Genomic DNA, 23,097 nt, shown 5'->3' on the forward strand with positions numbered 1-23,097 from the left:
CTTGTGTGTACAGACTTGCCATGAAATATCTAGCTCTCATCGCGTCTCTGCTGCTGTTGGCCGGTTGTGCCAGCGGCCCCCGTATCGACACCAGCCACGCTTCGAGAAACTACGACAGTCGCATTCAGTTCGTGGTGTTGCATTACACCAACGCCTCGCTGGAGCGCTCACTGCAGTTGTTGACCCATGGCGAAGTCAGCAGCCATTACCTCATTGGCGACGACAAGGGCGCCACCATCTATAAGCTGATGGACGAGCAATATCGCGCCTGGCACGCGGGCGAAAGCGAATGGCAAGGCAGGACCTGGCTGAACTCCAGCTCCATCGGTATCGAAATCGTCAACCCGGGCTTCAAAGACACCCCCACCGGACGCGTCTGGTACCCCTACAGCGAGGATCAAGTGCAATCGTTGATCTTCCTGCTCAAAGACATCAGCACGCGTTACAACATCCATCCTCGCGCCATCATCGGCCATAGTGACATCGCGCCAATGCGCAAGCTCGACCCCGGTCCGCTATTCCCATGGAAACGCCTGGCCGCCGAAGGCATAGGCGTGTGGCCCAACGAGCAAGCCGTAGCGCGCCAGCAAGCCCAATTCGCAGCACAACTGCCGAGCATCAGCTGGTTTCAGGGACAACTGGCCAAACTGGGTTATGACACCCCACAAACCGGTGAACTGGATGTAGCGACGCGCCATGTGTTGGCGGCCTTTCAGTTGCACTTTCGCCCTACCCGCTTCGACGGCACGCCGGACGCTGAATCAGCTGCAATCCTGCAAGTCGTGAATCAGACAAATTAATGGCGCCCGTCCGACAGTAAGGGCTTTTTCCCAATCAGCAGCTATAACTCATTGGTAATTCTTCGGATATCAATGATGGCTGTAGAGCGCGAGACACTACGTAGCTGGTTCTATCGTCCCTGGTTTTTGGCGATGCTGGCGGCTGCCCTGAGCGCGACCTTGTTGATCGCCGGCAGTCTGTTCGTGGCGATGCATCAGGTTGAACAGAACGAAAGCCAGGAAATGAACGCTCAGGGCGAGCGTTTTCTCGCCCGCCTGGAACAGCTATTCGGGCAGCTACGCGAAAGCCTCGACGACCTCGAATCCCAGCCACTTCGAGGCTGCGATGCCGAATTGATCGCAACGTTGCAACAGGTCAGCTTCAACTACCGCTTCGTTTACGAAGCGGCTTACGTCGATGATTCACGCTTGTGCTCCAACCGTCCTCGTCGGGAAGGGCTTTCGCTGCTGCGACCTCCCGACATCAAAGGCCCCACCTACAGCTATTGGCTGAACACCACCACCGAACCCGATGAAAACCGTGCCGCGCTGATGCTTGGAAGGGGAAATTTCCGGGTGGCAACGTCTCGCGGACATTTGACCGACATGGTCGACTTGACGCCTGGAAGCAGCCTGCTAGTGGTGCTGGACCGCGGAACGCGCGCGATTCCCGTATTGGGTGCAGCCCAAGTCTGGCCACCGACGGAATCCTGGGTCCCCAAAAGTCGCGACGCACTGCAAGTCACGCAAACCCGCTTGATTTACCACATGCCGACCAACAATCCGGAATACCAATTGGTATTGATCACACCGCGCACGGTCATGCACGTGCCAGCGGTGTGGTGGTGGCTGCTTCCTGCCAGTCTGATGCTGGGGGTGATTGTGGGTTTTCTGGTGTTTCTGCTGGTGCGCCAACGCCAGTCGCTGGACGCCGAACTGCACGGCGCCATACGACGAGGCGAGCTGCAGGTGCTTTATCAACCGATCTTCGATCTCGACAGCCGCAACTGTGTCGGTGCCGAAGCGTTGCTGCGCTGGCGAAGGCCAGACGGCACATTGACCAGCCCCGACCTGTTTATCCCGATGGCGGAAAACACCGGCCAGATCCGGCAAATGACCGACTTCGTGCTGCAACGCCTGCTCGAACAATTGGGGCAACTGCTACGCGCTAACCCGCAGTTGTACATCTCGGTCAATCTCGCTGCATGCGATGTAATGGTGCCGCGTATCGGTCAAGTAATGGCCCGCCTGCTGACCCTGCACCGGGTCGCCGCGCAGCAGATTGCCTTCGAAGTGACAGAGCGGGGATTGATTGATGTGGTGGTGGCCCGGGAAAACCTGCAAGCGTTGCGCGATGTCGGGCATCAAGTGCTGATCGATGACTTTGGCACTGGCTATTGCAGCCTCGCCTACCTGCAAACCTTGCCGGTGGATTGCCTGAAGATCGACAAGGCGTTTATCGATGCTCTGGGCCATGACGCCGCCAGCAGCGGCGTCGCACCGCACATCATCCACATGGCACAAGCACTGCAACTCAAAGTGATCGCCGAGGGCATCGAACATGAAGCGCAAGCCGCGTTTCTATGCAGCGAAGGGGTGAAGTTCGGTCAAGGTTGGCTGTTCGCCCACGCCTTGAGCTCCGTGCAGTTCATCGAACTGATTACCCGCGGTCGGCGAAAGGCTGGCCGACGCGTAAATGACGAGGCGTGAAAACGGCTTATACCGCCAGTGCCATGTAGAACTGCGTACCCTGCCCCGGCCGCGAATAGACACCCATCCGCCCACCGTGCAATTGCACGATTTCCTTGCACAGTGCCAAACCCAGCCCGGCCCCCCCTTTCTTGCGGCCAACCTGGACAAAGGGCTCAAAGATTCGCCCTTGCTGCCCATAGGCAATCCCTTCGCCGTTGTCCTCGACACTGATAATCACCCGCTCGCCATGGCGCCGGGCCTGCAACCGAATCAACCCTTCCCGCGCGGTATGGCGCAAAGCGTTGTCGATGAGGTTGTCGAGCACCCGGTCGAGTTGCGGTTGATCGGCCTGCAACCGGGGCAATGGCCCCTGCACTTCTACCCGCAATTCGATGCCCTGCTCTGTCGCGGCATCTGCAAAGCGAGCATGGGCCTGCGTCAGCAGATCCTCGATGGAACATGGCGCCAGGGACAGTTTCTGCAATCCGTTCTGGTAGCGAGAGAAATTCAGCAGGTCGTTGATCAACTGCATCAAGCGCTGCATTTCTTCGTTGACGGTATCCAGCAGGTCCGCTTCGCGGGAATCCTGTGGAAATTTCGCCCGCTCGCGAAACAGACCGAAAGCCATGTGCATGCCAGTGACCGGTGTTCGCAGCTCATGGGAAGCCCGCAGGACAAACTCGCTGCGTACCCGTTCGAATGCCCGCTGTTCGGTGACGTCATGTAACACCATCACCGCGCCAAGAATATGACCTTGGGTATGGATGACCGGCGTCAGGCTGTAGGTCAGCAACCTCGACTCACCATCGACCTCGATACTCAAATCTTCCGGCGCACGCTCCAGCGTGCCGCCACGCAGCACCAGTTGCAGCTGTTCATCCAGTTCCGGACGTTCAAGGGCCGCGCCCAGGCCCTGGCCCAGGCGATCGGTGTCCCAACCCAGTTGACGTTGAGCTACCGGATTGAGGTGTTCAAGATGGCCTTCACGATCGATCATCAACAAGCCGTCGTCGATGCTGTCGAGCACCGCTTGCAGGCGTTGTTGACCGGCGAGCAGTTCGTCGATGTTGGTGGCCTGGTGCTCGCGCAATGCCTCGGCCATGATCCCGAAGCGCTTGGTCAGAAGGTTCAGTTCCACGGCGGACGAAATCGGCAGGGTTACCTCGAAATTGCCCTGGCCGATATTGTCGGCGGCGTGGGCCAAAGCTTCGATAGGCTCACCAAAACGCCGGGCAATCGCGTGGGCCGTCACAAATCCAATGATCAACACCGCCAATCCCACCAACCCCAGCAGGCCAGCCACCAGCAATGCGCGCTCCCGAGACTGGCGCTCGGTGTCAGTGATGTTATCCAGCGCACGTTTGTGTTCTGTGAGTAGACCGTTGCGCAACGTGTTGAATTTTTCCGTGAGCGCTTCGTTGCCACTCAACACCTTGGCCGGGTCAGAGGCCTGGCCGTAGGCCTGGAGAAAATCCAGATAGTCGTCCTTGGCCTGTTCAAACCCGTATGGGCCGCCATTGCCGGATTGTTCGAGGGCGATGCCTTCATCGAGCAACTGGATGTAATGCTGCCTCGCCGACTCGAATCTGACGGGATCGGGCTTCTCGCTGACCATGACCATCAATTGATCACCCAGGGTCTGACGCAGTTTCAGCCCCAGGTCGAGGGTGGCGAAGTTGTTGCGAACGAGCGCTTCCTGGGAGCCGGCCATCTGCATCACGCTGACCAGCCCGAGCAAAAGCCCGAGCAGCGCCACGGTGATCAGTGCGGAAATACTCAGGAACAGCCGAGTACGCAGCTTCATCGCCAGTTTCATCGGTTACAGCTCACAAGTTGTATTGCTTGCGTTTGCGGTACAGCGTCGAGGCATCAATGCCCAAGGTCTTTGCCGCCTGATCCAGTGTATCCGCCGTGGCGAGTACTGCACCGATGTGAGCTTTTTCCAATTCATCCAGGCTCAACGCCGCGCCAATGCGCGGTGCATTGTTAACCGGGGTTTCGGCCATGCCCAAGTGGCTGATCTCAACCCGCTCCTGCGGACAAATAATGCTCGCCCGCTCCACCACGTTACGCAACTCGCGAATGTTGCCGGGCCAGCGATAACCCAGGAGCGCCTCACGGGCTTCATCGCTGAAGGCACGGGCCGGGCGCGCGTACTCTTTGACGAAGCGGGCGAGAAAGCGATCGGCCAGGTTGAGGATATCTTCACGGCGTTCGCGCAGCGGTGGCAGGTGCAAGGTGATGACGTTCAGGCGATAGAGCAAATCCTCGCGGAATCGCCCGTCGCGCACCATGTCTTCAAGGTTCAGGTTTGTCGCGGCGAGAATGCGCACATCGGCGCGGCGGGTCACTGGATCACCGACTCGCTCGTACTCCTTGTCCTGAATGAATCGCAGCAATTTAGGTTGCAATGTGAGAGGAAAATCGCCGATCTCGTCGAGAAACAGCGTTCCGCCGTCGGCCTGATTGACGCGCCCCAGCGTGCTTTCGCTGGCACCGGTGAAGGCACCACGACTGTGACCGAAGAGTTCGCTTTCCATGAGTTCAGCGGTCAGGGACGGGCAGTTGATCGTGACGCAGGATTTCTTCTGACGCTTGCTCCAGCCGTGAATGGCTTGGGACAGTTCACCTTTACCGGTGCCGGACTCGCCCAGAATCAGAATGTTGGCATCGGTACCGGCAACCTGGCGGGCGGTTTCGAGCACCACTTTCATGGCCGGACTGTGGGAGTCCAGACCATCCTTGGGTTTACGCACTTCACCTTCAAGGGCTTCCAGGCGGGCGGACAGTTGTCGCACTTCCAGCTGCTTAGCGGTGGCCAGACGCAATTGATCGGGACTGCATGGCTTGACGAGGTAGTCGGCGGCCCCCGCCTGAATCGCATCGACAGCAGTGTCCACGGCCGAGTGTGCGGTAACGATCACCACCCGCATCCATGGCGCCTGGATGCGCATTTGCGCCAGAACATCCAGGCCATTGTCCTCACCCAGACGTAAATCAAGAAAGCACAGATCGAACACTTGGCGCTGCAACAAGGCATCGGCCTGGGCCGCGCTGGTCGCGGTGGAAACGCTATAGCCTTCGTCTTCGAGGCAATAGCGGAAGGTTCGCAGGATAGCGGACTCATCATCCACCAGCAGAATGCGGCCTTGATGCACCGTGGCTGATTCCATGTTCCTGCGCTCCTTTAAAGTTTGATCTTGGTTAGTCCCGAACAAATCGGGCAAGTTGCATGGTCGATTCTGATCCATTCCAGCGCCAGTCGGGTAGCTATCTGCTGCTGCGCTGCTTAATTGACTGAATTGCATGGGTTTTTAGATAAAAATCGAATTCAGGCGAATGCTCGCCTCCCTTTCTGACATCTGCGTGCGCCACGCAATTCAAAAAAATTCCAGACACCCCTGAATTTATCGTGCATTTCGCACGAGCATGGAGGGAGCATCGTGCAGGATGCGTCGCGGACGATTTTTCAAATACTTATAACTTATTGATTTTGTTAGTTTTTATTCGCTCAAAAAAACTGGCATGCACGCTGCAATGGTCTGGGTAATCAGGGCATTTCCATACGACGCCCTCTAACAAGATCACCACCAAAGTGGGAGGAGCTTCAGGATGACTCGCTACCGTGCCGCCCAACTGCATATCTCGCCGCTGCATATCCAGCAAGGCTTGTTTGCTGTACTGGCAATGCTGATCACATTGATCGCCGGCCAGCAGTTCTTTCGCTGGGAGCAGAGCCAGCAGCCAGAGGCGCCACACCTGTCGATTCAACATCCGACCCAAACCCACTTCAGTGCCGCCAGCAGCAACCTCACCGACATCGCCCCCATGCGGATGATGGACGTCGACCAGGCGCAGCCTTTGGATGAGATGCCGCGTCAGGAGCGCTGGGTATTTTAGTTAACCGAACTTGGCGTGCTCCTTGCGCCGGGACAAGCACCACAAGTGACACCTCTAATTAATGAAGCGTAAGGAGAATCACCATGTTGAGCTGGGCAATCACATTCTTGATCATTGCCATCATCGCCGCAGTGCTGGGCTTCGGTGGTATCGCGGGCACCGCCACGGGTATCGCCAAGATTCTCTTTGTCGTGTTCCTGGTGATGTTCATTGCTTCCTTCTTCTTTGGCCGTCGCGGTCGAGGGTGAACATGAGCGTTCTGTTTAAGACACTGGCAGCCGCCCTGCTTCTGGGCGGTAGTGCCATGGCGATGGCGGCCAATGATGGCCAGATGCGGGTCAATGGATTGCTCACTACGGACCCGCAATACCGTGAAACATGGCAACACGTAGTCAAGAAGGAAGAACGCTTGCCTGAATGGGTCATGAACCTGTCTGGTGATGCCGAGCAAATGACTGCTGTGGAAGAGAATGGCCACAAATATCTGGTCGGGCCGCTGTGCCAAACGCAACCGACCTGCCAGAACGAGCGCTTGATTGTGGCCTTCAGTTTCGACAAGGAAGACGCCTACGCCATGCTGGTCGAAGTGCCCGCAGGACTGCCGGCCGACAAGTCGCCGACGCGACATGCCAACTACCGCTTCCTTGGCAAACCGGACCAGGGCATGCAGGGCTTGCTGATGGAACAGCTGAAGAAAGATCCGAACTGGTACTGAATTCGTCAAATGAAGGAAGCAACATGCTTCTTTCCACTGCGCTACCCGAGGAAGGTAGACGCATGACCATGGGGTCGGGACGTTCTGACTGTTCCAGGGTCGGAGTGACCTACGGGTACAGGGAGTACCTGCGCAAGGGCCGGGTCAGGCAAAGCTGCGACGCAAGTTCGCCGGGTCACAGGACTCGGCGGATTTGCGGAGAGCTTCACTCGCTAAAGCAGTCTCCATGAGCGTTCTGCTCAATTGCCGCTATGCTTCTTCTGCTACCTTTCCGCAAAAAGCATTTCGCGGTGTTTCCTTGCGACCGTATATCGAGAAAGATGCCTACGTATGACAGCGATTTTTCGCGGCTAAACGTAGGTTTTATCTCAAGTTTTAGTCCCGTGTCGTTCGTTCTCAAAATACCCGACCGCCGCTGAAATGGCCGGTTCACGGTACTTTTAGCTGCCGAAATGTCGTATCAAAACCGGTTGAGACTCCCGTTTCATTTAGAAAGGCTCATGCCGATTCGGCATAGGGTAGGCATTTACGGCATTAGACGTTGCTTCCTTGCATGGGAATAGTTGCGCCTTTTTTCGCCTGCCAGAGAGCCATAACAAGCGCTCCGGGGCTCCTTATACGGGGGCAGATGCACGCACTTTTTCGCCACAAGCGTTCCAGTGCCTGTTTCTGCCTGAGTCAAACGCAAGTAAGGGTAAAGATATGAAGAAGGCAAAGCTTAGCCTCGCCTGGCAGATCGTCATCGGTCTGGTATTGGGGATTGCAATCGGTGCGCTGCTCAACCATTTCAGTGCCGAAAAAGCCTGGTGGATCAGCAATGTCCTGCAACCGGCAGGCGATATCTTTATCCGTCTGATCAAGATGATCGTGATCCCGATCGTCATCTCCTCGCTGATCGTTGGCATTGCTGGCGTCGGCGACGCCAAGAAACTCGGTCGCATCGGTCTGAAGACCATCATCTACTTCGAGATTGTCACCACCATCGCCATTCTGGTGGGTCTGGTGTTGGCCAACCTGTTCCATCCGGGCAGCGGCATCGACATGAGCACCCTCGGTACCGTGGATATCTCCAAGTACCAGGCCACCGCTGCCGAGGTTCAGCATGAGCACGCGTTCATCCAGACCATCCTCAACCTGATCCCGTCGAACATCTTCGCGGCCATGGTTCGCGGCGAGATGCTGCCGATCATCTTCTTCTCCGTGTTGTTCGGCCTCGGTCTGTCGAGCCTGCAATCGGACCTGCGCGAGCCGCTGGTGAAGATGTTCCAGGGCGTGTCGGAAAGCATGTTCAAAGTCACCCACATGATCATGAACTACGCCCCGATCGGCGTATTTGCACTGATCGCGGTGACCGTGGCCAACTTCGGTTTCGCCTCGCTGCTGCCGCTGGCCAAGCTGGTGGTGCTGGTTTACTTCGCCATCGCGTTCTTTGCCTTTGTGGTGCTGGGCCTGATCGCTCGCCTGTTCGGCTTCTCGGTGATCAAGCTGATCCGCATCTTCAAGGATGAGCTGGTGCTGGCCTACTCCACCGCCAGCTCGGAAACCGTGCTGCCGCGCGTGATCGAGAAGATGGAAGCCTACGGCGCGCCGAAAGCCATTTGCAGCTTTGTGGTGCCGACCGGTTATTCGTTCAACCTCGACGGCTCGACCCTGTACCAGAGCATCGCGGCCATCTTCATTGCCCAGCTGTACGGCATCGACTTGTCCATCAGCCAGCAGCTGCTGCTGGTGCTCACCCTGATGGTCACCTCAAAAGGCATCGCCGGTGTACCGGGTGTGTCCTTCGTGGTGTTGCTGGCCACGTTGGGCAGCGTCGGTATTCCGCTGGAAGGTCTGGCGTTCATCGCTGGTGTCGACCGCATCATGGACATGGCCCGTACCGCGCTGAACGTGATCGGCAACGCCCTCGCCGTGCTGGTTATCGCACGTTGGGAAGGCATGTACGACGACGCCAAGGGTCAGCGCTACTGGAATTCCCTGCCGCACTGGCGCAGCAAGGAAAAACTGCCAGCCGGCGAGATTTCCAAGAACTAACGCAAACCTGTGGGAGCGGCCAGCCCTTAGAAATGGGTTCACCAAGGCCCCGATGCAGTACCAATCAAACCCCGGAGAAATCCGGGGTTTGTCGTTTCTGGCGACCCCGTTATCATTCGCCGCATCTTCCGGGGGATTTGACTGATGCTTAATGGCCTGTGGCTTGGCTTCTTCATCGTGGCTGCCGTTTCGGCGCTGGCGCAATGGCTGATCGGCGGCAACGCCGGGATCTTCGCGGCGATGGTGGAGAGTATTTTCGCCATGGCGAAATTGTCGGTGGAGGTCATGGTTCTGCTGTTCGGCACCCTCACTCTCTGGCTGGGTTTTCTGCGGATCGCCGAGAAGGCCGGCATCGTCGAGTGGCTGGCCAAAGCGCTGGGGCCGTTGTTCCTGCGCCTGATGCCGGAAGTGCCACCGGGTCACCCGGCCATCGGCCTGATCACCCTGAACTTCGCCGCCAACGGCCTGGGCCTGGACAACGCCGCCACGCCGATCGGCCTCAAGGCAATGAAGGCTCTGCAAGAGCTCAATCCCAGCGCTACCGTGGCCAGCAATGCGCAAATCCTGTTCCTGGTGCTCAACGCCTCCTCCCTGACCCTGCTGCCGGTGACGATCTTCATGTACCGCGCCCAGCAAGGCGCGCCCGATCCGACCCTCGTATTCCTGCCGATCCTGCTGGCGACCAGTTGCTCGACCCTGGTCGGTCTGTTGTCGGTGGCGGTCATGCAGCGTCTGCGCCTGTGGGACCCGGTGGTGCTGGCCTACATGATTCCCGGCGCCTTGGCCCTCGGTGCCTTCATGGCATTGCTGGCGACGCTCTCCGCGACCGCTCTGGCGAGCCTGTCATCGATCCTCGGCAACCTGACGCTATTCGGGCTGATCATGGTGTTTCTGATCATCGGCGCGTTGCGCAAAGTGAAGGTCTACGAAGCATTCGTCGAAGGCGCCAAAGAAGGCTTCGACGTGGCCAAGAACCTGCTGCCGTACCTGGTGGCGATGCTCTGCGCGGTGGGCGTGCTGCGGGCCTCCGGCGCGCTGGACTTCGGCCTGGACGGGATTCGACATCTGGTGGAGTGGGCCGGTTGGGATACGCGCTTCGTCGATGCGCTGCCGACGGCGATGGTCAAACCGTTCTCCGGCAGTGCCGCTCGGGCAATGCTGATCGAGACCATGAAAACGTCCGGGGTAGACAGCTTCCCGGCTCTGGTGGCCGCCACGATTCAGGGCAGCACCGAAACCACGTTCTATGTACTGGCGGTGTATTTCGGCGCGGTGGGCATCCAGCGCGCGCGGCATGCGGTAGGGTGTGCGTTGCTGGCAGAACTGGCCGGGGTTCTGGGCGCCATCGGGGTTTGCTATTGGTTCTTCGGCTAACAAAAAAACCTGTGGGAGCGGGCTTGCCCTAATGCCGATCAGTTAAGCCTTAACGCGGACCGTAGCAGCTGGCGAAGCCTGCGTTCGGCTGCGTAGCAGTCGTAAAACATGAGCTTGCGGTCTACCTGAAACACCGCATCGGCTAATTTCACGACTGCTGCGCAGCCGAACGCAGGCTTCGCCAGCTGCTACAAAGTGCGGTTCGGCTTAACTGACTGGCATTAGGGCTTGCCCGCGATAGCGGTGGAACATTCAACGTTGATGTCGACTGTGCTGCCAAATCGCGGGCAAGTCGAATCGTCGCACCGCCGCTCCCACAGGGATCTCCTGTGGCTTTAAGGTCGCGGTGGCAACGCCACTTTCTGCCCTTGCTCAACCGCCCAATTCACCACTTGCGCCGTCAACTGGTCGCTCGCCTGGCCGAACCCGGCGACTACTGCGGGCACCTTCACATCGCTCAATGGCTGGCGTACTTCGAAGCGTCTGCTGGCGAGGATTCGCTGGTCATAACCGCGTACCAGCAAGGCATCCAGGCTCACGACCACGCTAGCGGTCGAGCCCTGATACTCGGTCTGAAACGCCCGCAACTGGCCACCCAGCTCCAGGTCTGTCTGGAAAATGCTGTCATCGGTGCTCAACAACGGCACCCGACCGTCCCGCTGGAAGCCGTCCAGCAGACGATTACGCAGCAGCACCGGTGCCGGGTCGCTCCAGCGTGAGCCCTTGTAGCTGACGATCAGATCGCCTTGGGGAATCACCGCGATGTTCGGGCTGTTCAACGCGTCGCTGGCCTGGAGTTTGTTCAGGCGCAGCGACCAGCGTTGCGGCGTGCCATGACTGACCGCTGCGTTGCTTTGGGCCGAAGGCAATCGGTAGACATCGAAGACCTCAGCCTTGGGCAGAATCGAGCACGAACTGATCAGCGTGAAGCCGGCGAGGAGGGCGATACGAGTCAGCTTCATGGCGTGAATTCCTTGTTCTTTTCACGGCCCAGCAGGTAACCGCTGGGGTTTTCCTCCAGGCGTTGAGAGATGACGCGCAACGAAGTCAGGGTTTCGCGCAGTTCGCGAATCGCCGGGGCCAGGCCATTGAGGCCCTGCATGCCGCTGTTGAGCGACTCCTGATTGGTGGCGAGCAGCTTGTTGATTGTCGTGCTGCTCTGCTCCAGCGATTTCATCGCCTGCTCGGCGCTGCCCAACGCCTGCTTGCCATGGTCATTGAGCAGTCCGTTGGCATTGCGCATCAGCGCCGTGGTTTGCTCCAGCATGTTGTTGGCTTGCTTGCCGACCGATGCCAGTTGCTGCATCGCCTGACGAATATCGCCACGCTGATCGGCAATCGTCCCGGTGGTTTGCTCCAAGTGCTCCAGAGTGCTGCTGATGCGCTCGATGTTTTCCGCGGAAAACAACAGATTGGCGTTATGCATCAGCGTGTTCACGCCGGATATCAACTCGTTGCTGTCATTGAGCAAGACGGCGATAGGCGAGGGCGAGGCGACGATGGTCGGCAGCTGTCCGTCCTTGCCCTTGAGCTCCGGGCTCTGAGGCGTGCCGCCGCTGAGCTGGATGATCGAGGTCCCGGTGACCCCGGTCAGTGCCAGTTTTGCCCTGGTGTCTTCCTTGACCGGGGTGTCACCGCCCAGGCGAATACGCGCCAGCACCCGGCGCGGGTCTTTCGGGTCCAGACGCAATGTCACCACGTCGCCGACCTTGATCCCGCTGTACTGCACCGAGCTGCCCTTGGACAGGCCGCTGACCGCTTCGTTGAAGACGACTTCGTAATCCTTGAACTCGGTGTCGACGCTGGACTTGGCCAGCCACAAGCCGAAGAGCAGGGCGCCCGTCACCACAATCACGGTGAACAGGCCGATCAATACATGATGGGCTCGGGTTTCCATGTCAGACCTCGTTAAGCTGTTGAGCGGCCGTCAAAGCCGCGCGGCCGCGAGGGCCATGGAAGTATTCGTGGATCCACGGGTCGTCGGTTTCCGAGACCTTGTCGATGGCGTCCGCCACCAGCACTTTTTTCTGCGCCAGCACCGCCACCCGGTCGGTGATGGTGTAGAGCGTGTCGAGGTCGTGGGTCACCAGAAAAACACTCAGGCCCAGCGCATCGCGCAGCGTCAGGATCAATTGATCGAACGCCGCCGCACCAATCGGGTCGAGGCCGGCGGTGGGCTCGTCGAGAAACAGGATGTCCGGGTCCAGCGCCAGCGCACGGGCCAGCGCCGCTCGCTTGATCATGCCGCCAGACAGCGCAGCGGGGTACTTGTCGGCAGCCGACAGCGGCAACCCGGCCAGCGCCAGTTTGACCGCGGCCAGATGTTCGGCATCTTCACGGTTCAGGCCGGCGTGTTCGATCAAGGGCAGGGCAACGTTTTCGGTCACGGTCAGCGAAGTGAAGAGGGCGCCTTGCTGGAACAGCACACCAAAACGCCGTTCAACCATCGAACGCTCATGTTCAGACAAGGTCGGCAGGTTTTTACCGAAGACCTTTACCACCCCTTCACTGGGCTGACGCAAGCCGATAATGCTGCGCAGCAGCACCGATTTACCGCTGCCGGAACCGCCGACCACGGCAAGAATTTCACCTTTGTACAGATCGAGATCGAGGTTTTCGTGCACGCTTTGACTGCCGAAGCGATTGCACAGCCCACGGACTTCGATCACTGCCTCGGAAGGCGCTCGGGGTAAACGACTCACCAGCCCATCTCCATGAAAAACAGCGCGGCCACGGCGTCGAGCACGATCACCACGAATATCGACTGGACCACGCTGGACGTGGTGTGTGCACCGACAGACTCGGCGCTGCCGCTGACTTTGAAACCTTCGAGACAGCCAATCGAGGCGATCAGGAAGGCGAAAACCGGGGCTTTGACGATCCCCACCAGAAAATGCTGAACCCCAATGTCCGATTGCAGCAGCGACAGGAACATCGCCGGCGAAATATCCAGCGACACCGCACAGACCACGCCGCCGCCAATAATCCCCGAGAGCATTGCCAGAAAGGTCAGCATCGGCAGCGCCACCAGCAGGGCCAGGACGCGCGGCACCACGAGCAATTCCATCGGGTCGAGGCCCAAGGTGCGGATGGCGTCGATTTCTTCGTTGGCCTTCATTGAGCCGATCTGCGCGGTGAACGCACTGGCGGTGCGCCCGGCCATCAGGATTGCCGTCAGCAACACAGCGAATTCACGCAGGAAGGAAAAGGCCACCAGGTCCACGGTGAATATTGTGGCGCCGAAATTGGCCAATACCGTCGCCCCGAGAAACGCCACCACAGCGCCCACCAAAAAAGTCAGCAGGGCGACGATGGGGGCGGCATCAAGGCCGGTTTGTTCGATGTGCGCCACCATCGGCGTGATGCGCCAACGCTTGGGCTGGAACAGGCCGCGAACGATGGTTTCCAGAATCAGACCGACGAAGCCCAGCAGTTGCAGGGTGTCCTGCCAGACCGCATCTACCGCGACGCCAATTCGGGTCAGCAATTGAATACTGACGCTGATTTCCGGCTCCTTTACCGGCACACAGAAATTGGTCATTGAGCTGTAGATGGTCTGCAGCAGCGCGCGATCGGCGCTGGTCAGGGTGCAATCGGGGTGTTCGGCGGATCGCCCCAGGCGCTCGGGGCCCAGCAGCTCTACCAACAGCGAGGCACCGGCGGTGTCGAGGGCGCCGAGACTGTTGAGGTCAATGTGGGTGTCGTCGTCGTATTGGCCGCGAAGTTTTTCGCACAAGCGCTTGAGATCGGCGTAATGGGCAAGCGTCCAGTCACCCGTCACCCGCAACTGCGCAGGGGAGTGAGAGGCATCCAGTTGGGCATTGCCGGCCATTGTGCTGCTGCTCATAAGCTCCGTGCTTGTTCAGTCTATGCAGAGCTACGTAATAGCACGAACCGCGCTACTTTTCTTTGGTCGATGTGCTGTCCATGACCTTGAAGCGCAGCACGCCGATGACCTGGCCATCCTCGGTCAACACCCGGACCTGCCATTTACCCACCGGGTTGCCCGGGAAATTCTGCTTGTGCGTCCAGGCGCGGTAGCCTTCCTTGCGCCCACCGTGGATGTCCAGCGGGATGCGGTCGACCTCTTTGCCGTTGAACTGCCACACGTGATAAATCCGCTCATCCAGACCGCGCGGGGCGTTGATTGCGGTGTAGGCGTACAACCCGCCACCACGAATCTGCTCGGCCGTGACTTCCTCCAGGCTGGCACCCGGTGTGCGGTCCTGCATTTGCGTGCTGATCGCCACGTCAGTCATCCACAAGGTCGCCGGTGGCACCCACGAACGCAAGACCCAACCGAGGGCGCCGACCCCCAACGTGATGCTCAGGATCGCCAAGGCGTTGCGCACCGTACGGATCGGGAAGATCGACGCCAGGCTCGGGAACGACAGCAGCACGGCGGTACCCAGCGCCAGTTTGAAACTCTGGGACGTGGTGAGGTGCATGATGACGGGCAGGGCGGTCAGCAACGCAGCAAACAACGTCAGGGTATGCAACGCCAGGAACGCCCAGCGCCGAGGTGCCAGCCATTTGTAGTAGAGCGGATCGATGATGGAGATCAGTGCCGCAATACCTAACAGCCCGGTGAAGAACAATTGGCCGCTGTTCCAGGTGGTGGTGATGAAAAAGAACGGCAGGACGAAGAACAGGCTTTCCTGGTGGATCATCTGCGTGGCGTAACGCAGCAGTGGCTGGGGAATTTCGCGCTTGAAGATTTTTGCGAACAGCTTGGTTAAGCTGTTTTCCAGCATCAGCCAGACCCAGCTGAGCACCATGATGATGGTGATCCAGGTCGCCAGGCCTTGTTGGCGATCCACCAGGATGAAGCTGCCGACACCGGAGATGAAACCACCGAGTGCAATGACCCCAGGGTAGCGCTTCATCAATTCCAGAATGCGCTGGAAGTATTGGGTCAGGATCGGCATTCGGCGGTTCACATTCATCGTAGGAAATTTCCTCGACAGGTTACCCGCCGGGGGGCTGCGTGGCGAGGCCCACAGTCCGGCCCAGGAGCCTTTGTAGCAGCTGCCGAAGGCTGCGTTCGACTGCGCAGCAGGCGCAATCCGTTATGTCAGATGTTCCAGATACACCTTGATGAATGGTTTGACGACTGCTTCGCAGCCGAACGCAGCCTTCGGCAGCTGCTACACAGGTGGTGGTGTCCTTCGGTGGAGGCGCCAGCCCAATAGTCCGAGCAGCAGTAACCCAAACACCCCGACAATCGTCCAAATCAACTGGTCATCCCCCATCAACGGCTTCTCGATCCGCAAATACCCCGGTTGCAGCAGCAATTCGCGCAATGCCTTGTTGGCTTCCTCCAGTGTCACGCCTTGCAGTTCCCTGGCCGGGTTGGTGAAACGTCCGCCCTCGTACTCCCCAAGGGCACTCCAGTAATAATCGGCCAACGCGCTATTGCCTTGCACCGCCCAGGCCTGACGGGCAATAGCGGCCTGTTTCAGGCGGTTGAAGGTGTCGGCGTCGAGACCGTCCTTGAGCAATTGGGCTTTCAACTCCTCAAGGACCTGTTCAGCCTGCGGCACATCATCGCGCTCAAGGTCGGCGTTCAGGCTCATGAAACCCACACCGCCAAACAACTCGCGCTCAGCCGAGGGGCCATAAGACAAACTGTGGACCAGGCGCATCTGGCGATAAAGCGCCCAGTCCAGATAGTCCTTGAGCAGATCGAACGTTTCGTCGTGCTGATCCTCCATCACCGGCTCTGGCACCAACCAATGCAACTTGGCCCCCCCGCCGACGAAACCGCTACTGAGCGTGCGCTCATGGGCAGCACTGGTCTGGATTTCTGGCAGAGGCAGGTGGTCGCTTGGGTCGACCGCCTCAAGCTCACCCCAGGCCCGCTCCAGATAGGCCGGGAGCAACCGCTCGAGGTCACCGACCACGATCAGGGTCATGTTGTTGGGCGCGTACCAGAGCTTGCGCACCTTTTCCAATTGTTCGCGGGTCAGGTGATCGACTTCGGCGCGCTCCGGGCATTTGAGGCCCAACTCCACGGCCAGTTGATTGCTCGCCGTGTGGCCAAGGTCCTGGCGATCCAGCCAGCGTTGCAAGCGTGTGTAATGCCCGCCGTCTTCGCGCTCGACCACTTGCTTGGCGGCCTTGATGGCGTTGTCGTCGATGCGGGTCTGGGACAGCAGCGCCAGCAACAGGTCGAGGACCTTGCGCTGGTTTTTCGCTGGCGCTTCGATGACGAAGGTCGTGTCGGCATTGCTGGTGAAAGCATTCCATTCACCCCCCAGCGCCTGCATGCGCTCTTCCAGGCCACCTTCACCGGTGGCGTCGATACCGCTGAACAGCAGGTGTTCGAGCAGATGCGGCAGCTCTTTGTCCTCGCAGCTGAAATCATCCAGGCCAACGCCAATCACCAGACGAATCGCCACATGCCCGCGCTCGGTGCCCGGTTTGAGCAGCAATTGCAGGCCATTGGGCAGCGTATATCCCTCGACCTGAAAGCGATCCAGGGCAAACAAAGGAAATGAGCCAAGAAACAAACAGGCGAACAGCAGACAACGCATAACAGGTTTCCATACGGCTGATTGGCGATCCGTGTTGCTTTCCGGGCAGCCATCGCGAGCAGGCTCGCTCCCACGTTGGTTTTGCGGTGGGAGCAAGCCTGCTCGCGATGCTTTTGAACCGGAACTCAAGTTACTGACTGACTACACTGCCAGACGTTCAAGGCGAATGCGTGATGTCCGCCAAATCGTCGACAGCCAGTGCCCCGGTGTCCGACGTTTCCAGCACTGCATACGCGCTGCTGCAGAACAGCGAATTCAGACGTTTCATGTCGGCAATCAACTCCAGGTGCAACGAACTGGTTTCCAGACTTTGCACAATCTTACGTTGCAACCGGCTGACATGGGCATGAGCCAGACGCCGTTCCTGTGCGCGAAAGCGACGCTTTTCTCGCAACAACTGACGGGCACTGTCCTTGTCGGAACTCAAAAACACAGACAATCCCAGGCGCAGGTTGGAGATTAACTGACTGTGCAGCCCGGCCAACTCTTCCAGCCCAACCTGGGAAAAAGACCGGCGCTGCGCGGTTTTCTGCTGCTGCACCTTGCGCAGCATGCGTTCGATCAGGTCGCTGGCGAGTTTGAGGTTGATCGCCAACTCAATGATTTCCGCCCAACGGTGGCTGTCCTGGCCGCTGAGGTCCTCGCGGGGCATTTGCGCCAGATAGAGCTTGATCGCGCTGTAGAGTGCTTCGACATCATCGGTCAGGCGACGCATTTCCTGGGTCACGGCGGTTTGCTTGCCGTGCAGCACATCGAGCATCGCTTCGAGCATGTTGTCGATCAGATCGCCCATGCGCAGGGTTTCCCGGGCCGCATTGGCCAACGCCAGGCTCGGCGTGACCAGCGCTGTCGGGTCGAGGTGCCGGGCTTTGGCCATTCCGTTGACTTCAGGTCGCTCCGGCAACAGCCAGGCGCACAACCTGGCCATTACCCCGACACTCGGCAGCAGGATCAAACAACGCGCGGTGTTGTAGAGCAGGTGGAAGCCAATCACCATTTCCTGAGGGCTGAAATCCAGGCTATCCATCCAGTGCACCAGCGGGTCGAGCACCGGGATGATCAGCAGCAAACCGATCAGCTTGTACAACAGGCTACCGAGCGCGACCTGGCGGCCCGCGGCGTTTTGCATGCTAGTGCTGAGGAACGCGAGGATGCCACTGCCAATGTTGGCGCCAATCACCAGGCCAATGGCCACTGGCAGACTGATCACATTGGCCCCGGCCAGGGTCGCGGTCAGCAGGACGGCCGCGAGACTGGAGTAGGAGACCATCGCGAACAGCGCCCCTATCAGGGCATCGAGCAGGATGTCGCCGGTCAGCGAGGCGAAGATCACCTTCACCCCTTGCGCATGGGTGATCGGCCCGGCGGCTTCGACAATCAGTTGCAGCGCCAGAATGATCAGGCCCAGGCCGATACACACTCGCCCCATCTGCCCGACCCGGGTCTGTTTGCGCGACAGGAAGAGAATCACCCCGACAAAGATCAACAAGGGCGACAGCCAGGACAAATCGAACGTCAGCACCCGCGCCATCAACGCCGTACCGACGTCGGCGCCGAGCATGGTCGCCAGGGCCGGGGTCAACGCCATCAGGCCCTGACCGACAAACGAGGTGACGAGCATGGCGGTGGCGTTACTGCTCTGGACCATCGCCGTCACCACGATCCCGGCGACAAACGCCAGCCAGCGCTTGGACATGTTCCGGCCAATCACATGGCGCAGGTTGGTGCCGTAAACCCGCAGGATGCCGGTTCGGACGATGTGCGTGCCCCAGATCAACAAGGCCACGGCCGATAACAAATTGAGCAGGGTGAGCATAAAGGCCCCCTGTGGTGGTCGCGCCCCAAAGGGGCAAGTTGACGGTACTGCGCTTTTTTCTACGTTCTGTACTTAAGCTGTAGTTGGCTAATGGTCTGGACGCCAGCATTGCACAGCTAGTGACGTGAATGAAACAGAACTGTCATGAAAACAGCGCCTCCCTTGTGGGAGCTAGCTTGCTCGCGATGGCGGTATTGCCAGCAACGGCGGCAAGCCTTGGAGCGACTTTTCATTCGCTGTAGTAATCCGCTCCCACGCTGACATCGATCAGATACTTCGCCGTCTTCGGATCGCGCTCATCGCAGCGAGCGTAGCATTTGACGTTGAGGGCAAGACCGTACTTATGGGGAACCAGCAGCATCACGACAACAACCTGATCGAATAACAGGCTCTGTAGAGTATTTCTGTCATCTTCGTTACTTACCATAAGCCACGCATGATCATCGCTATCCCGTGGCACCCAACCGGAACTCTTAAACATCTCTTGTAAATGATTAAGCAAGGGAATCAACTGATCAAACCGCAACGTATCCAACATCGGAGAAGTAGTAATAGTTGATACCTTTTCATTGTTGTAACCGACAGCACCGAATTTCGTTGGGGGCAAAGTGAAACCGTATTTGGGATCATCAAATTTGACAATCACTGGACTGCTGATCCAAGTGGAATCAACTTCGGGTGGTTCACTTGGATAGATTGCCGTTTTAGCCCTGACTGGAAATGTCGAGTCACGCTCTACATCTTTATAGGACTTTCCGATATGAACGGAAATTGTATCCACAGATGGTTGCTCATGGATGACATAAGCAAGCAAAAACAAACACATTACAGCCACAAGACTCAAAATTAATTTGCGCCTCATTTGACTCCTCTCCCATTGGCAATTTCCGTAATGGAAATTTTTACTTGAGCGAGAGTGGCTGGATTTTTGAGTAAATTGTCGAATTGTGTTGCCGCTCGCAACACGAACTCCATACGTTGATTTTTGTCTGCCAGATCAGCGATTGGATTACTACTAAAAGCAACTTTCCGGTCGTCAGGTGCTTTGCACTGACTTGCCAGGGTTAGTTGAATTTCTTCTGGTAGTCCCGAAAATAATCCGGTGACAACGGAGGCAACGTCGCCAGCTTGAGTTCCTCTCATTATCAGCGCGAAATGCGCTATGTCATACATTGCAGGTTGAAGGATATTCAACTGTTCGTGCCGTGCCATAGCCCTGACACTGCCGCTAACATCGCCTTCATTGATCGAGGCGAATGTTTGGGATATTTCGAAGTGATTAGTTCCAAATTCAACTTTATCTGCAATGGGCCAAAGTACTTCATTTTTTAGCCTGCTGCGGTCGGGCAGACACTTCTCCATTTCCTTGAATCCTCGCACCATGAAAAACCGGTGTAGTGGATACACATCCAGGAAAAGGGCAGTGTTTCCAAGCGCTAGCATTTCATGAACGTATTGCAATTCTTCTTGAAGAAATGCAATCGCTTCGCCTGATAGTGGATCACTCGTAAGGGGAACCGGGTTCTGCTGCTTGGCCTGATCCCACTGGTTCCAAAGCTCAGGATCCGAACGCAATTTGTTCACCACTACGCGTTCATACAAGTCCTTTGACTGACTGTCTTTTAACGTTCGGTAAGCTTTTTTCTCCGCTTCGATTCTCTGATCTAGCGTGGAGGCATGAATCAATCCACACCCCACCTGCTTCGAAGCAAACGCCGCCAACCCCGCCCACTGAAACCGGTTATCCGCCAGCCACAACTGCGCATACGCGGCGTTGATCTTACGGTTGCGGGCTTGTGGGTCGGCAATCAGCACGCCACCCGGTGCAACCCATTCTTCGGCTTCTTTCTGAAACCTGCGCCACAGGCAATTACACGTCAGCAACGGCACTTCGACGCGGGTCTTGGGGATGGGGCCGCCCGTGGTGGTTTCGCGTTTGCAGGCGGGCAGTTCGCAGGTGCTGTCCCAGAGTTTTTTCATGTCCAGGTCGGCTGGCGCGATGCATTGTCCGGTCATTTGATTCTTCCTTGAGGCTTAGACGGTCCAGCGAACGACGGCGAGGTCGGGTTTTAGCGTGGCGACGCTTTGGGTCATACCTTGGGCGTTGGTCTGGCCTTTGACGATGCGGCCTTCGGCTGTTTCGATTTCGTAGTCTTGTTCGGCAATCGGTTCGCCATTGCCGGCGCTGACGGCTTTGAATTCCACGACGGGCTGGCCAATGATCGGCAGGGGTGGAGTGAAGGGCGCGGAGGTGTGAGTGCTGCCGATGATGACATCGCCGGAGCCGCCGATGATCACGCCGCCGTGGCTCGTGGTGCCATCGAGGGTCATGGCGTTCAGGCCGTTGATGAACACCGTTGAAGAGAAATTGCCGCTGAGTGCCTGGCCACAGGTGCATTGGTCGCCGACTCTCGCCGCGGCGAGGCCATTGAAAAACACGTCGGGGGAGCCGCTGGCGATGGGGTTGGTGCCATGGCCCGGAAGCGGGCAGGTGGTCGGGTCCGTGACGCGTGCAGCCGGTTTTCCAGACATATGAATTCCTTGTCATTGTCGTTTGAAGCGAGCGGGGGACGCTAACCACCGGGGGCTTGTGCGTCAACCTTTTGAAGGCCGACCGTATCAAGCACCACACGGATTAGCTGTAGGAAAACGCTTAAATTTTCGAGCGCCGGGAGTCGTGTTTAAAAACATCCCGAGTTACTTCTCGCAGGCTACAACGCCTTGCGTAGTTGCCTACGGCTACGCCAGAATCCGCCGGCTTGTGCGCCTTGAACCTGGCCCCTATCGTTTCCCGGTCGCTGAAAAACAGTGATCGGGTTTGGTAGCCCGGAGTTCTGGCGCATAGCCACTTCCTGCGGACGCTTTTTGAGTTCGTAGCTTTAGGGTGGCCATGCGCAGGGTCCTTTCGGGGGCGCCGGTTCCAGTACTCCGGTCTACCAACCTGTGTATGGCCACCACCTTCGTTTGGTAGCGAGTGTGATGGCTCCACGTAACCAGTACTGGAGTTCTATCTATGTTCAAGGTAACGCCCAACCCACCGGACACCGATCCGGTTCCCCACGACTTCCCGCCGCGCAAACCCAGCACCATCTTCCTCATAGACCCCAAGGTCGATAACGAAACCCTGCTCGCTCACGCCTGCGAATCATTGGCGTCAGCCAGCGTCATGGCCAGTGATTTCGCCGGGTTTCTGGAGGGCCCGCAACGCAACACTCTGCTGGGCATTCAGCAGGTGATCATGCTTGGGGAGTTGGCGGTGAATCGAGTGCTGGATAACCTCGATCCACCGGTCAGCCACTAATCCTTAAACCTTGCGCAAAAAAATGTGGGAGCGATCTTGCTCGCGATGGCGGCCTGTCAGTCAACGAAAATGTTGAATCTGATGGCCTCATCGCGAGCAAGCTCGCTCCCACAGGTTTTGCGTAGACGCCGGGGTTATTGCCCCGGAATGTCCTTGCGCAGTTTCACCGGATCTTGCTGTTTCTTCTTTTTCGCGATGGCAGTGCGCATTCTGATGTTGATCGCTTCAACCGCCAGCGAGAACGCCATGGCGAAGTAGACGTAGCCTTTTGGCACGTGGAAGTCCAGGGATTCGGCAATCAGCACGGTACCGACGATCAGCAGGAACGACAGCGCCAGCATCTTCAGGGAAGGGTGCTTGTCGATGAACTCGCTGATGGTGCCGGACGCCCACATCATCACCAGTACGGCAACGACGATCGCGGCGACCATGACCGGTACATGGGAGACCATGCCGACAGCGGTGATGACCGAGTCCAGCGAGAACACGATGTCGATGATCGCGATCTGCACGATGGTGTAGAGGAAGTTGCCGCCCTTGCCGCTCGGCTCTTCGTTGGTTTCGTCTTCCCCTTCCAGCGCGTGGTACATCTCTTGCGAGCTCTTCCACAACAGGAACAGACCACCGAAGAACAGGATCAGGTCGCGCCCGGAAATGCCTTGGCCGAACACTACGAACAGGTCCGCCGTGAGGCGCATGACCCAGGTGATCGACAGCAGCAACAGGATCCGCGTGATCATGGCCAGTGCCAGACCGAAAATCCGGGTGCGCGCCTGCATGTGCTTGGGCATGCGGCTGACCAGGATCGAAATCATGATGATGTTATCGATGCCCAGGACGATTTCCAGGGCGGTCAGGGTAAAGAAGGCAACCCAGATTTCAGGGTTGGTCAGCCATTCCATGTTTTTTCCTTTGAGCGAGTGTTAAACCACGAAAGGCCCGGACTTCGA

General features: G+C 58.1%; 21 protein-coding genes. 8 read left to right on the top strand and 13 right to left on the bottom strand.

From position 1 onward, the window contains the following. Positions 1 to 20 precede the first annotated feature (20 nt). Together J2Y56_RS06225 and J2Y56_RS06230 are read left to right on the top strand one after the other, a co-directional pair. Positions 21 to 800 carry an N-acetylmuramoyl-L-alanine amidase gene (locus J2Y56_RS06225; protein WP_310333294.1) on the top strand — a complete coding sequence of 260 codons (780 nt, stop codon included), beginning with the start codon at positions 21 to 23 and terminating at the stop codon, positions 798 to 800. A 75-nt stretch (positions 801 to 875) separates the two neighbouring features. Continuing rightward, on the top strand, positions 876 to 2,489 hold the full coding sequence (locus J2Y56_RS06230) for an EAL domain-containing protein (RefSeq protein ID WP_033049581.1): 1,614 nt from the start codon (positions 876 to 878) through the stop codon (positions 2,487 to 2,489). A gap of 7 nt (positions 2,490 to 2,496) precedes the next feature. Here J2Y56_RS06230 and J2Y56_RS06235 read toward each other — a convergent pair whose 3' ends face one another. Both J2Y56_RS06235 and algB read right to left on the bottom strand, forming a co-directional pair. Beyond that, positions 2,497 to 4,287 (bottom strand): KinB sensor domain-containing domain, encoded by a 1,791-nt coding sequence (locus J2Y56_RS06235; protein ID WP_150779531.1) that lies wholly within the window; start codon positions 4,285 to 4,287, stop codon positions 2,497 to 2,499. 10 nt (positions 4,288 to 4,297) lie between these two features. Then, positions 4,298 to 5,644: a sigma-54-dependent response regulator transcription factor AlgB gene (gene algB / locus J2Y56_RS06240; RefSeq protein WP_007947958.1), complete on the bottom strand. Its 1,347-nt coding sequence runs from the start codon at positions 5,642 to 5,644 to the stop codon at positions 4,298 to 4,300. Positions 5,645 to 6,083: 439 nt separating this feature from the next. On the opposite strand from algB, the gene J2Y56_RS06245 reads away from it, so the two are divergent. The 5 genes from J2Y56_RS06245 (at position 6,084) to J2Y56_RS06265 (ending at position 10,494) form a co-directional block, all read left to right on the top strand. Then, positions 6,084 to 6,371 (top strand): hypothetical protein, encoded by a 288-nt coding sequence (locus tag J2Y56_RS06245; protein WP_310349256.1) that lies wholly within the window; start codon positions 6,084 to 6,086, stop codon positions 6,369 to 6,371. Between the two features lie 83 nt (positions 6,372 to 6,454). Continuing rightward, the gene (locus J2Y56_RS06250; protein WP_003177151.1) at positions 6,455 to 6,619 is read left to right on the top strand and encodes a DUF1328 domain-containing protein; all 165 of its coding nucleotides are present in this window, start codon (positions 6,455 to 6,457) and stop codon (positions 6,617 to 6,619) included. Between the two features lie 2 nt (positions 6,620 to 6,621). Next, positions 6,622 to 7,086, top strand: coding sequence for an inhibitor of vertebrate lysozyme family protein (locus J2Y56_RS06255; protein ID WP_007947960.1), 465 nt, complete (start codon positions 6,622 to 6,624; stop codon positions 7,084 to 7,086). A 702-nt stretch (positions 7,087 to 7,788) separates the two neighbouring features. Next, positions 7,789 to 9,120: a glutamate/aspartate:proton symporter GltP gene (gltP, locus tag J2Y56_RS06260; RefSeq protein ID WP_007947961.1), complete on the top strand. Its 1,332-nt coding sequence runs from the start codon at positions 7,789 to 7,791 to the stop codon at positions 9,118 to 9,120. A 144-nt stretch (positions 9,121 to 9,264) separates the two neighbouring features. Beyond that, entirely contained in the window at positions 9,265 to 10,494 is a 1,230-nt protein-coding gene (locus tag J2Y56_RS06265) for a nucleoside recognition domain-containing protein (RefSeq protein WP_007947962.1), read from the top strand. Positions 10,495 to 10,829: 335 nt separating this feature from the next. Here J2Y56_RS06265 and J2Y56_RS06270 read toward each other — a convergent pair whose 3' ends face one another. The 10 genes from J2Y56_RS06270 to J2Y56_RS06315 all read right to left on the bottom strand — a co-directional run bounded on the left by J2Y56_RS06270 (position 10,830) and on the right by J2Y56_RS06315 (position 21,378). Continuing rightward, entirely contained in the window at positions 10,830 to 11,456 is a 627-nt protein-coding gene (locus J2Y56_RS06270) for an ABC-type transport auxiliary lipoprotein family protein (RefSeq protein WP_007948159.1), read from the bottom strand. Then, the gene (locus J2Y56_RS06275) at positions 11,453 to 12,391 is read right to left on the bottom strand and encodes an MlaD family protein (RefSeq protein WP_007948158.1); all 939 of its coding nucleotides are present in this window, start codon (positions 12,389 to 12,391) and stop codon (positions 11,453 to 11,455) included. The genes J2Y56_RS06270 and J2Y56_RS06275 overlap by 4 nt, the downstream gene beginning before the upstream one ends. Before the next feature lies 1 nt (position 12,392). Continuing rightward, positions 12,393 to 13,196 (bottom strand): ABC transporter ATP-binding protein, encoded by an 804-nt coding sequence (locus J2Y56_RS06280; protein WP_007948157.1) that lies wholly within the window; start codon positions 13,194 to 13,196, stop codon positions 12,393 to 12,395. Continuing rightward, on the bottom strand, positions 13,193 to 14,341 hold the full coding sequence (locus J2Y56_RS06285; protein ID WP_150779536.1) for an ABC transporter permease: 1,149 nt from the start codon (positions 14,339 to 14,341) through the stop codon (positions 13,193 to 13,195). Before J2Y56_RS06285 ends, J2Y56_RS06280 begins: the two co-directional genes overlap by 4 nt. A gap of 52 nt (positions 14,342 to 14,393) precedes the next feature. Then, complete coding sequence (locus J2Y56_RS06290) at positions 14,394 to 15,422, bottom strand: DUF5924 family protein (RefSeq protein WP_033049623.1); 1,029 nt, start codon at positions 15,420 to 15,422, stop codon at positions 14,394 to 14,396. A 219-nt stretch (positions 15,423 to 15,641) separates the two neighbouring features. Further along, positions 15,642 to 17,030, bottom strand: coding sequence for an insulinase family protein (locus tag J2Y56_RS06295; RefSeq protein WP_310333298.1), 1,389 nt, complete (start codon positions 17,028 to 17,030; stop codon positions 15,642 to 15,644). 157 nt (positions 17,031 to 17,187) lie between these two features. Continuing rightward, a complete protein-coding gene (locus J2Y56_RS06300; protein WP_310349265.1) occupies positions 17,188 to 18,846 on the bottom strand; it encodes a Na/Pi cotransporter family protein in 1,659 nt (552 codons plus the stop codon). A gap of 229 nt (positions 18,847 to 19,075) precedes the next feature. Beyond that, positions 19,076 to 19,708 carry a hypothetical protein gene (locus J2Y56_RS06305; protein ID WP_007948151.1) on the bottom strand — a complete coding sequence of 211 codons (633 nt, stop codon included), beginning with the start codon at positions 19,706 to 19,708 and terminating at the stop codon, positions 19,076 to 19,078. Then, a complete protein-coding gene (locus J2Y56_RS06310) occupies positions 19,705 to 20,862 on the bottom strand; it encodes a DUF2515 family protein (RefSeq protein ID WP_310349269.1) in 1,158 nt (385 codons plus the stop codon). Before J2Y56_RS06310 ends, J2Y56_RS06305 begins: the two co-directional genes overlap by 4 nt. An 18-nt stretch (positions 20,863 to 20,880) precedes the next feature. Then, the gene (locus J2Y56_RS06315; protein WP_310349272.1) at positions 20,881 to 21,378 is read right to left on the bottom strand and encodes a PAAR domain-containing protein; all 498 of its coding nucleotides are present in this window, start codon (positions 21,376 to 21,378) and stop codon (positions 20,881 to 20,883) included. A gap of 481 nt (positions 21,379 to 21,859) precedes the next feature. On the opposite strand from J2Y56_RS06315, the gene J2Y56_RS06320 reads away from it, so the two are divergent. Further along, on the top strand, positions 21,860 to 22,147 hold the full coding sequence (locus tag J2Y56_RS06320; RefSeq protein ID WP_310333302.1) for a DUF6124 family protein: 288 nt from the start codon (positions 21,860 to 21,862) through the stop codon (positions 22,145 to 22,147). A 134-nt stretch (positions 22,148 to 22,281) separates the two neighbouring features. On the opposite strand, the gene J2Y56_RS06325 is transcribed toward J2Y56_RS06320, so the two are convergent. Further along, a complete protein-coding gene (locus tag J2Y56_RS06325) occupies positions 22,282 to 23,049 on the bottom strand; it encodes a TerC family protein (protein ID WP_310349275.1) in 768 nt (255 codons plus the stop codon). Between the last annotated feature and the right edge of the window lie 48 nt (positions 23,050 to 23,097).

The organism is Pseudomonas sp. BE134 (assembly GCF_031456105.1).
Classification (GTDB): Bacteria; Pseudomonadota; Gammaproteobacteria; order Pseudomonadales; family Pseudomonadaceae; genus Aquipseudomonas.

Bases quoted from the DNA above. Each gene is read 5' to 3' on its own strand.
- J2Y56_RS06225 (WP_310333294.1), top strand. From the start codon at position 21: ATGAAATATCTAGCTCTCATCGCGTCTCTGCTGCTGTTGGCCGGTTGT.
- J2Y56_RS06230 (WP_033049581.1), top strand. From the start codon at position 876: ATGGCTGTAGAGCGCGAGACACTACGTAGCTGGTTCTATCGTCCCTGG.
- J2Y56_RS06235 (WP_150779531.1), bottom strand. From the start codon at position 4,287: ATGAAACTGGCGATGAAGCTGCGTACTCGGCTGTTCCTGAGTATTTCC.
- algB (WP_007947958.1), bottom strand. From the start codon at position 5,644: ATGGAATCAGCCACGGTGCATCAAGGCCGCATTCTGCTGGTGGATGAT.
- J2Y56_RS06245 (WP_310349256.1), top strand. From the start codon at position 6,084: ATGACTCGCTACCGTGCCGCCCAACTGCATATCTCGCCGCTGCATATC.
- J2Y56_RS06250 (WP_003177151.1), top strand. From the start codon at position 6,455: ATGTTGAGCTGGGCAATCACATTCTTGATCATTGCCATCATCGCCGCA.
- J2Y56_RS06255 (WP_007947960.1), top strand. From the start codon at position 6,622: ATGAGCGTTCTGTTTAAGACACTGGCAGCCGCCCTGCTTCTGGGCGGT.
- gltP (WP_007947961.1), top strand. From the start codon at position 7,789: ATGAAGAAGGCAAAGCTTAGCCTCGCCTGGCAGATCGTCATCGGTCTG.
- J2Y56_RS06265 (WP_007947962.1), top strand. From the start codon at position 9,265: ATGCTTAATGGCCTGTGGCTTGGCTTCTTCATCGTGGCTGCCGTTTCG.
- J2Y56_RS06270 (WP_007948159.1), bottom strand. From the start codon at position 11,456: ATGAAGCTGACTCGTATCGCCCTCCTCGCCGGCTTCACGCTGATCAGT.
- J2Y56_RS06275 (WP_007948158.1), bottom strand. From the start codon at position 12,391: ATGGAAACCCGAGCCCATCATGTATTGATCGGCCTGTTCACCGTGATT.
- J2Y56_RS06285 (WP_150779536.1), bottom strand. From the start codon at position 14,341: ATGAGCAGCAGCACAATGGCCGGCAATGCCCAACTGGATGCCTCTCAC.
- J2Y56_RS06290 (WP_033049623.1), bottom strand. From the start codon at position 15,422: ATGCCGATCCTGACCCAATACTTCCAGCGCATTCTGGAATTGATGAAG.
- J2Y56_RS06295 (WP_310333298.1), bottom strand. From the start codon at position 17,030: ATGCGTTGTCTGCTGTTCGCCTGTTTGTTTCTTGGCTCATTTCCTTTG.
- J2Y56_RS06300 (WP_310349265.1), bottom strand. From the start codon at position 18,846: ATGCTCACCCTGCTCAATTTGTTATCGGCCGTGGCCTTGTTGATCTGG.
- J2Y56_RS06305 (WP_007948151.1), bottom strand. From the start codon at position 19,708: ATGAGGCGCAAATTAATTTTGAGTCTTGTGGCTGTAATGTGTTTGTTT.
- J2Y56_RS06310 (WP_310349269.1), bottom strand. From the start codon at position 20,862: ATGACCGGACAATGCATCGCGCCAGCCGACCTGGACATGAAAAAACTC.
- J2Y56_RS06315 (WP_310349272.1), bottom strand. From the start codon at position 21,378: ATGTCTGGAAAACCGGCTGCACGCGTCACGGACCCGACCACCTGCCCG.
- J2Y56_RS06320 (WP_310333302.1), top strand. From the start codon at position 21,860: ATGTTCAAGGTAACGCCCAACCCACCGGACACCGATCCGGTTCCCCAC.
- J2Y56_RS06325 (WP_310349275.1), bottom strand. From the start codon at position 23,049: ATGGAATGGCTGACCAACCCTGAAATCTGGGTTGCCTTCTTTACCCTG.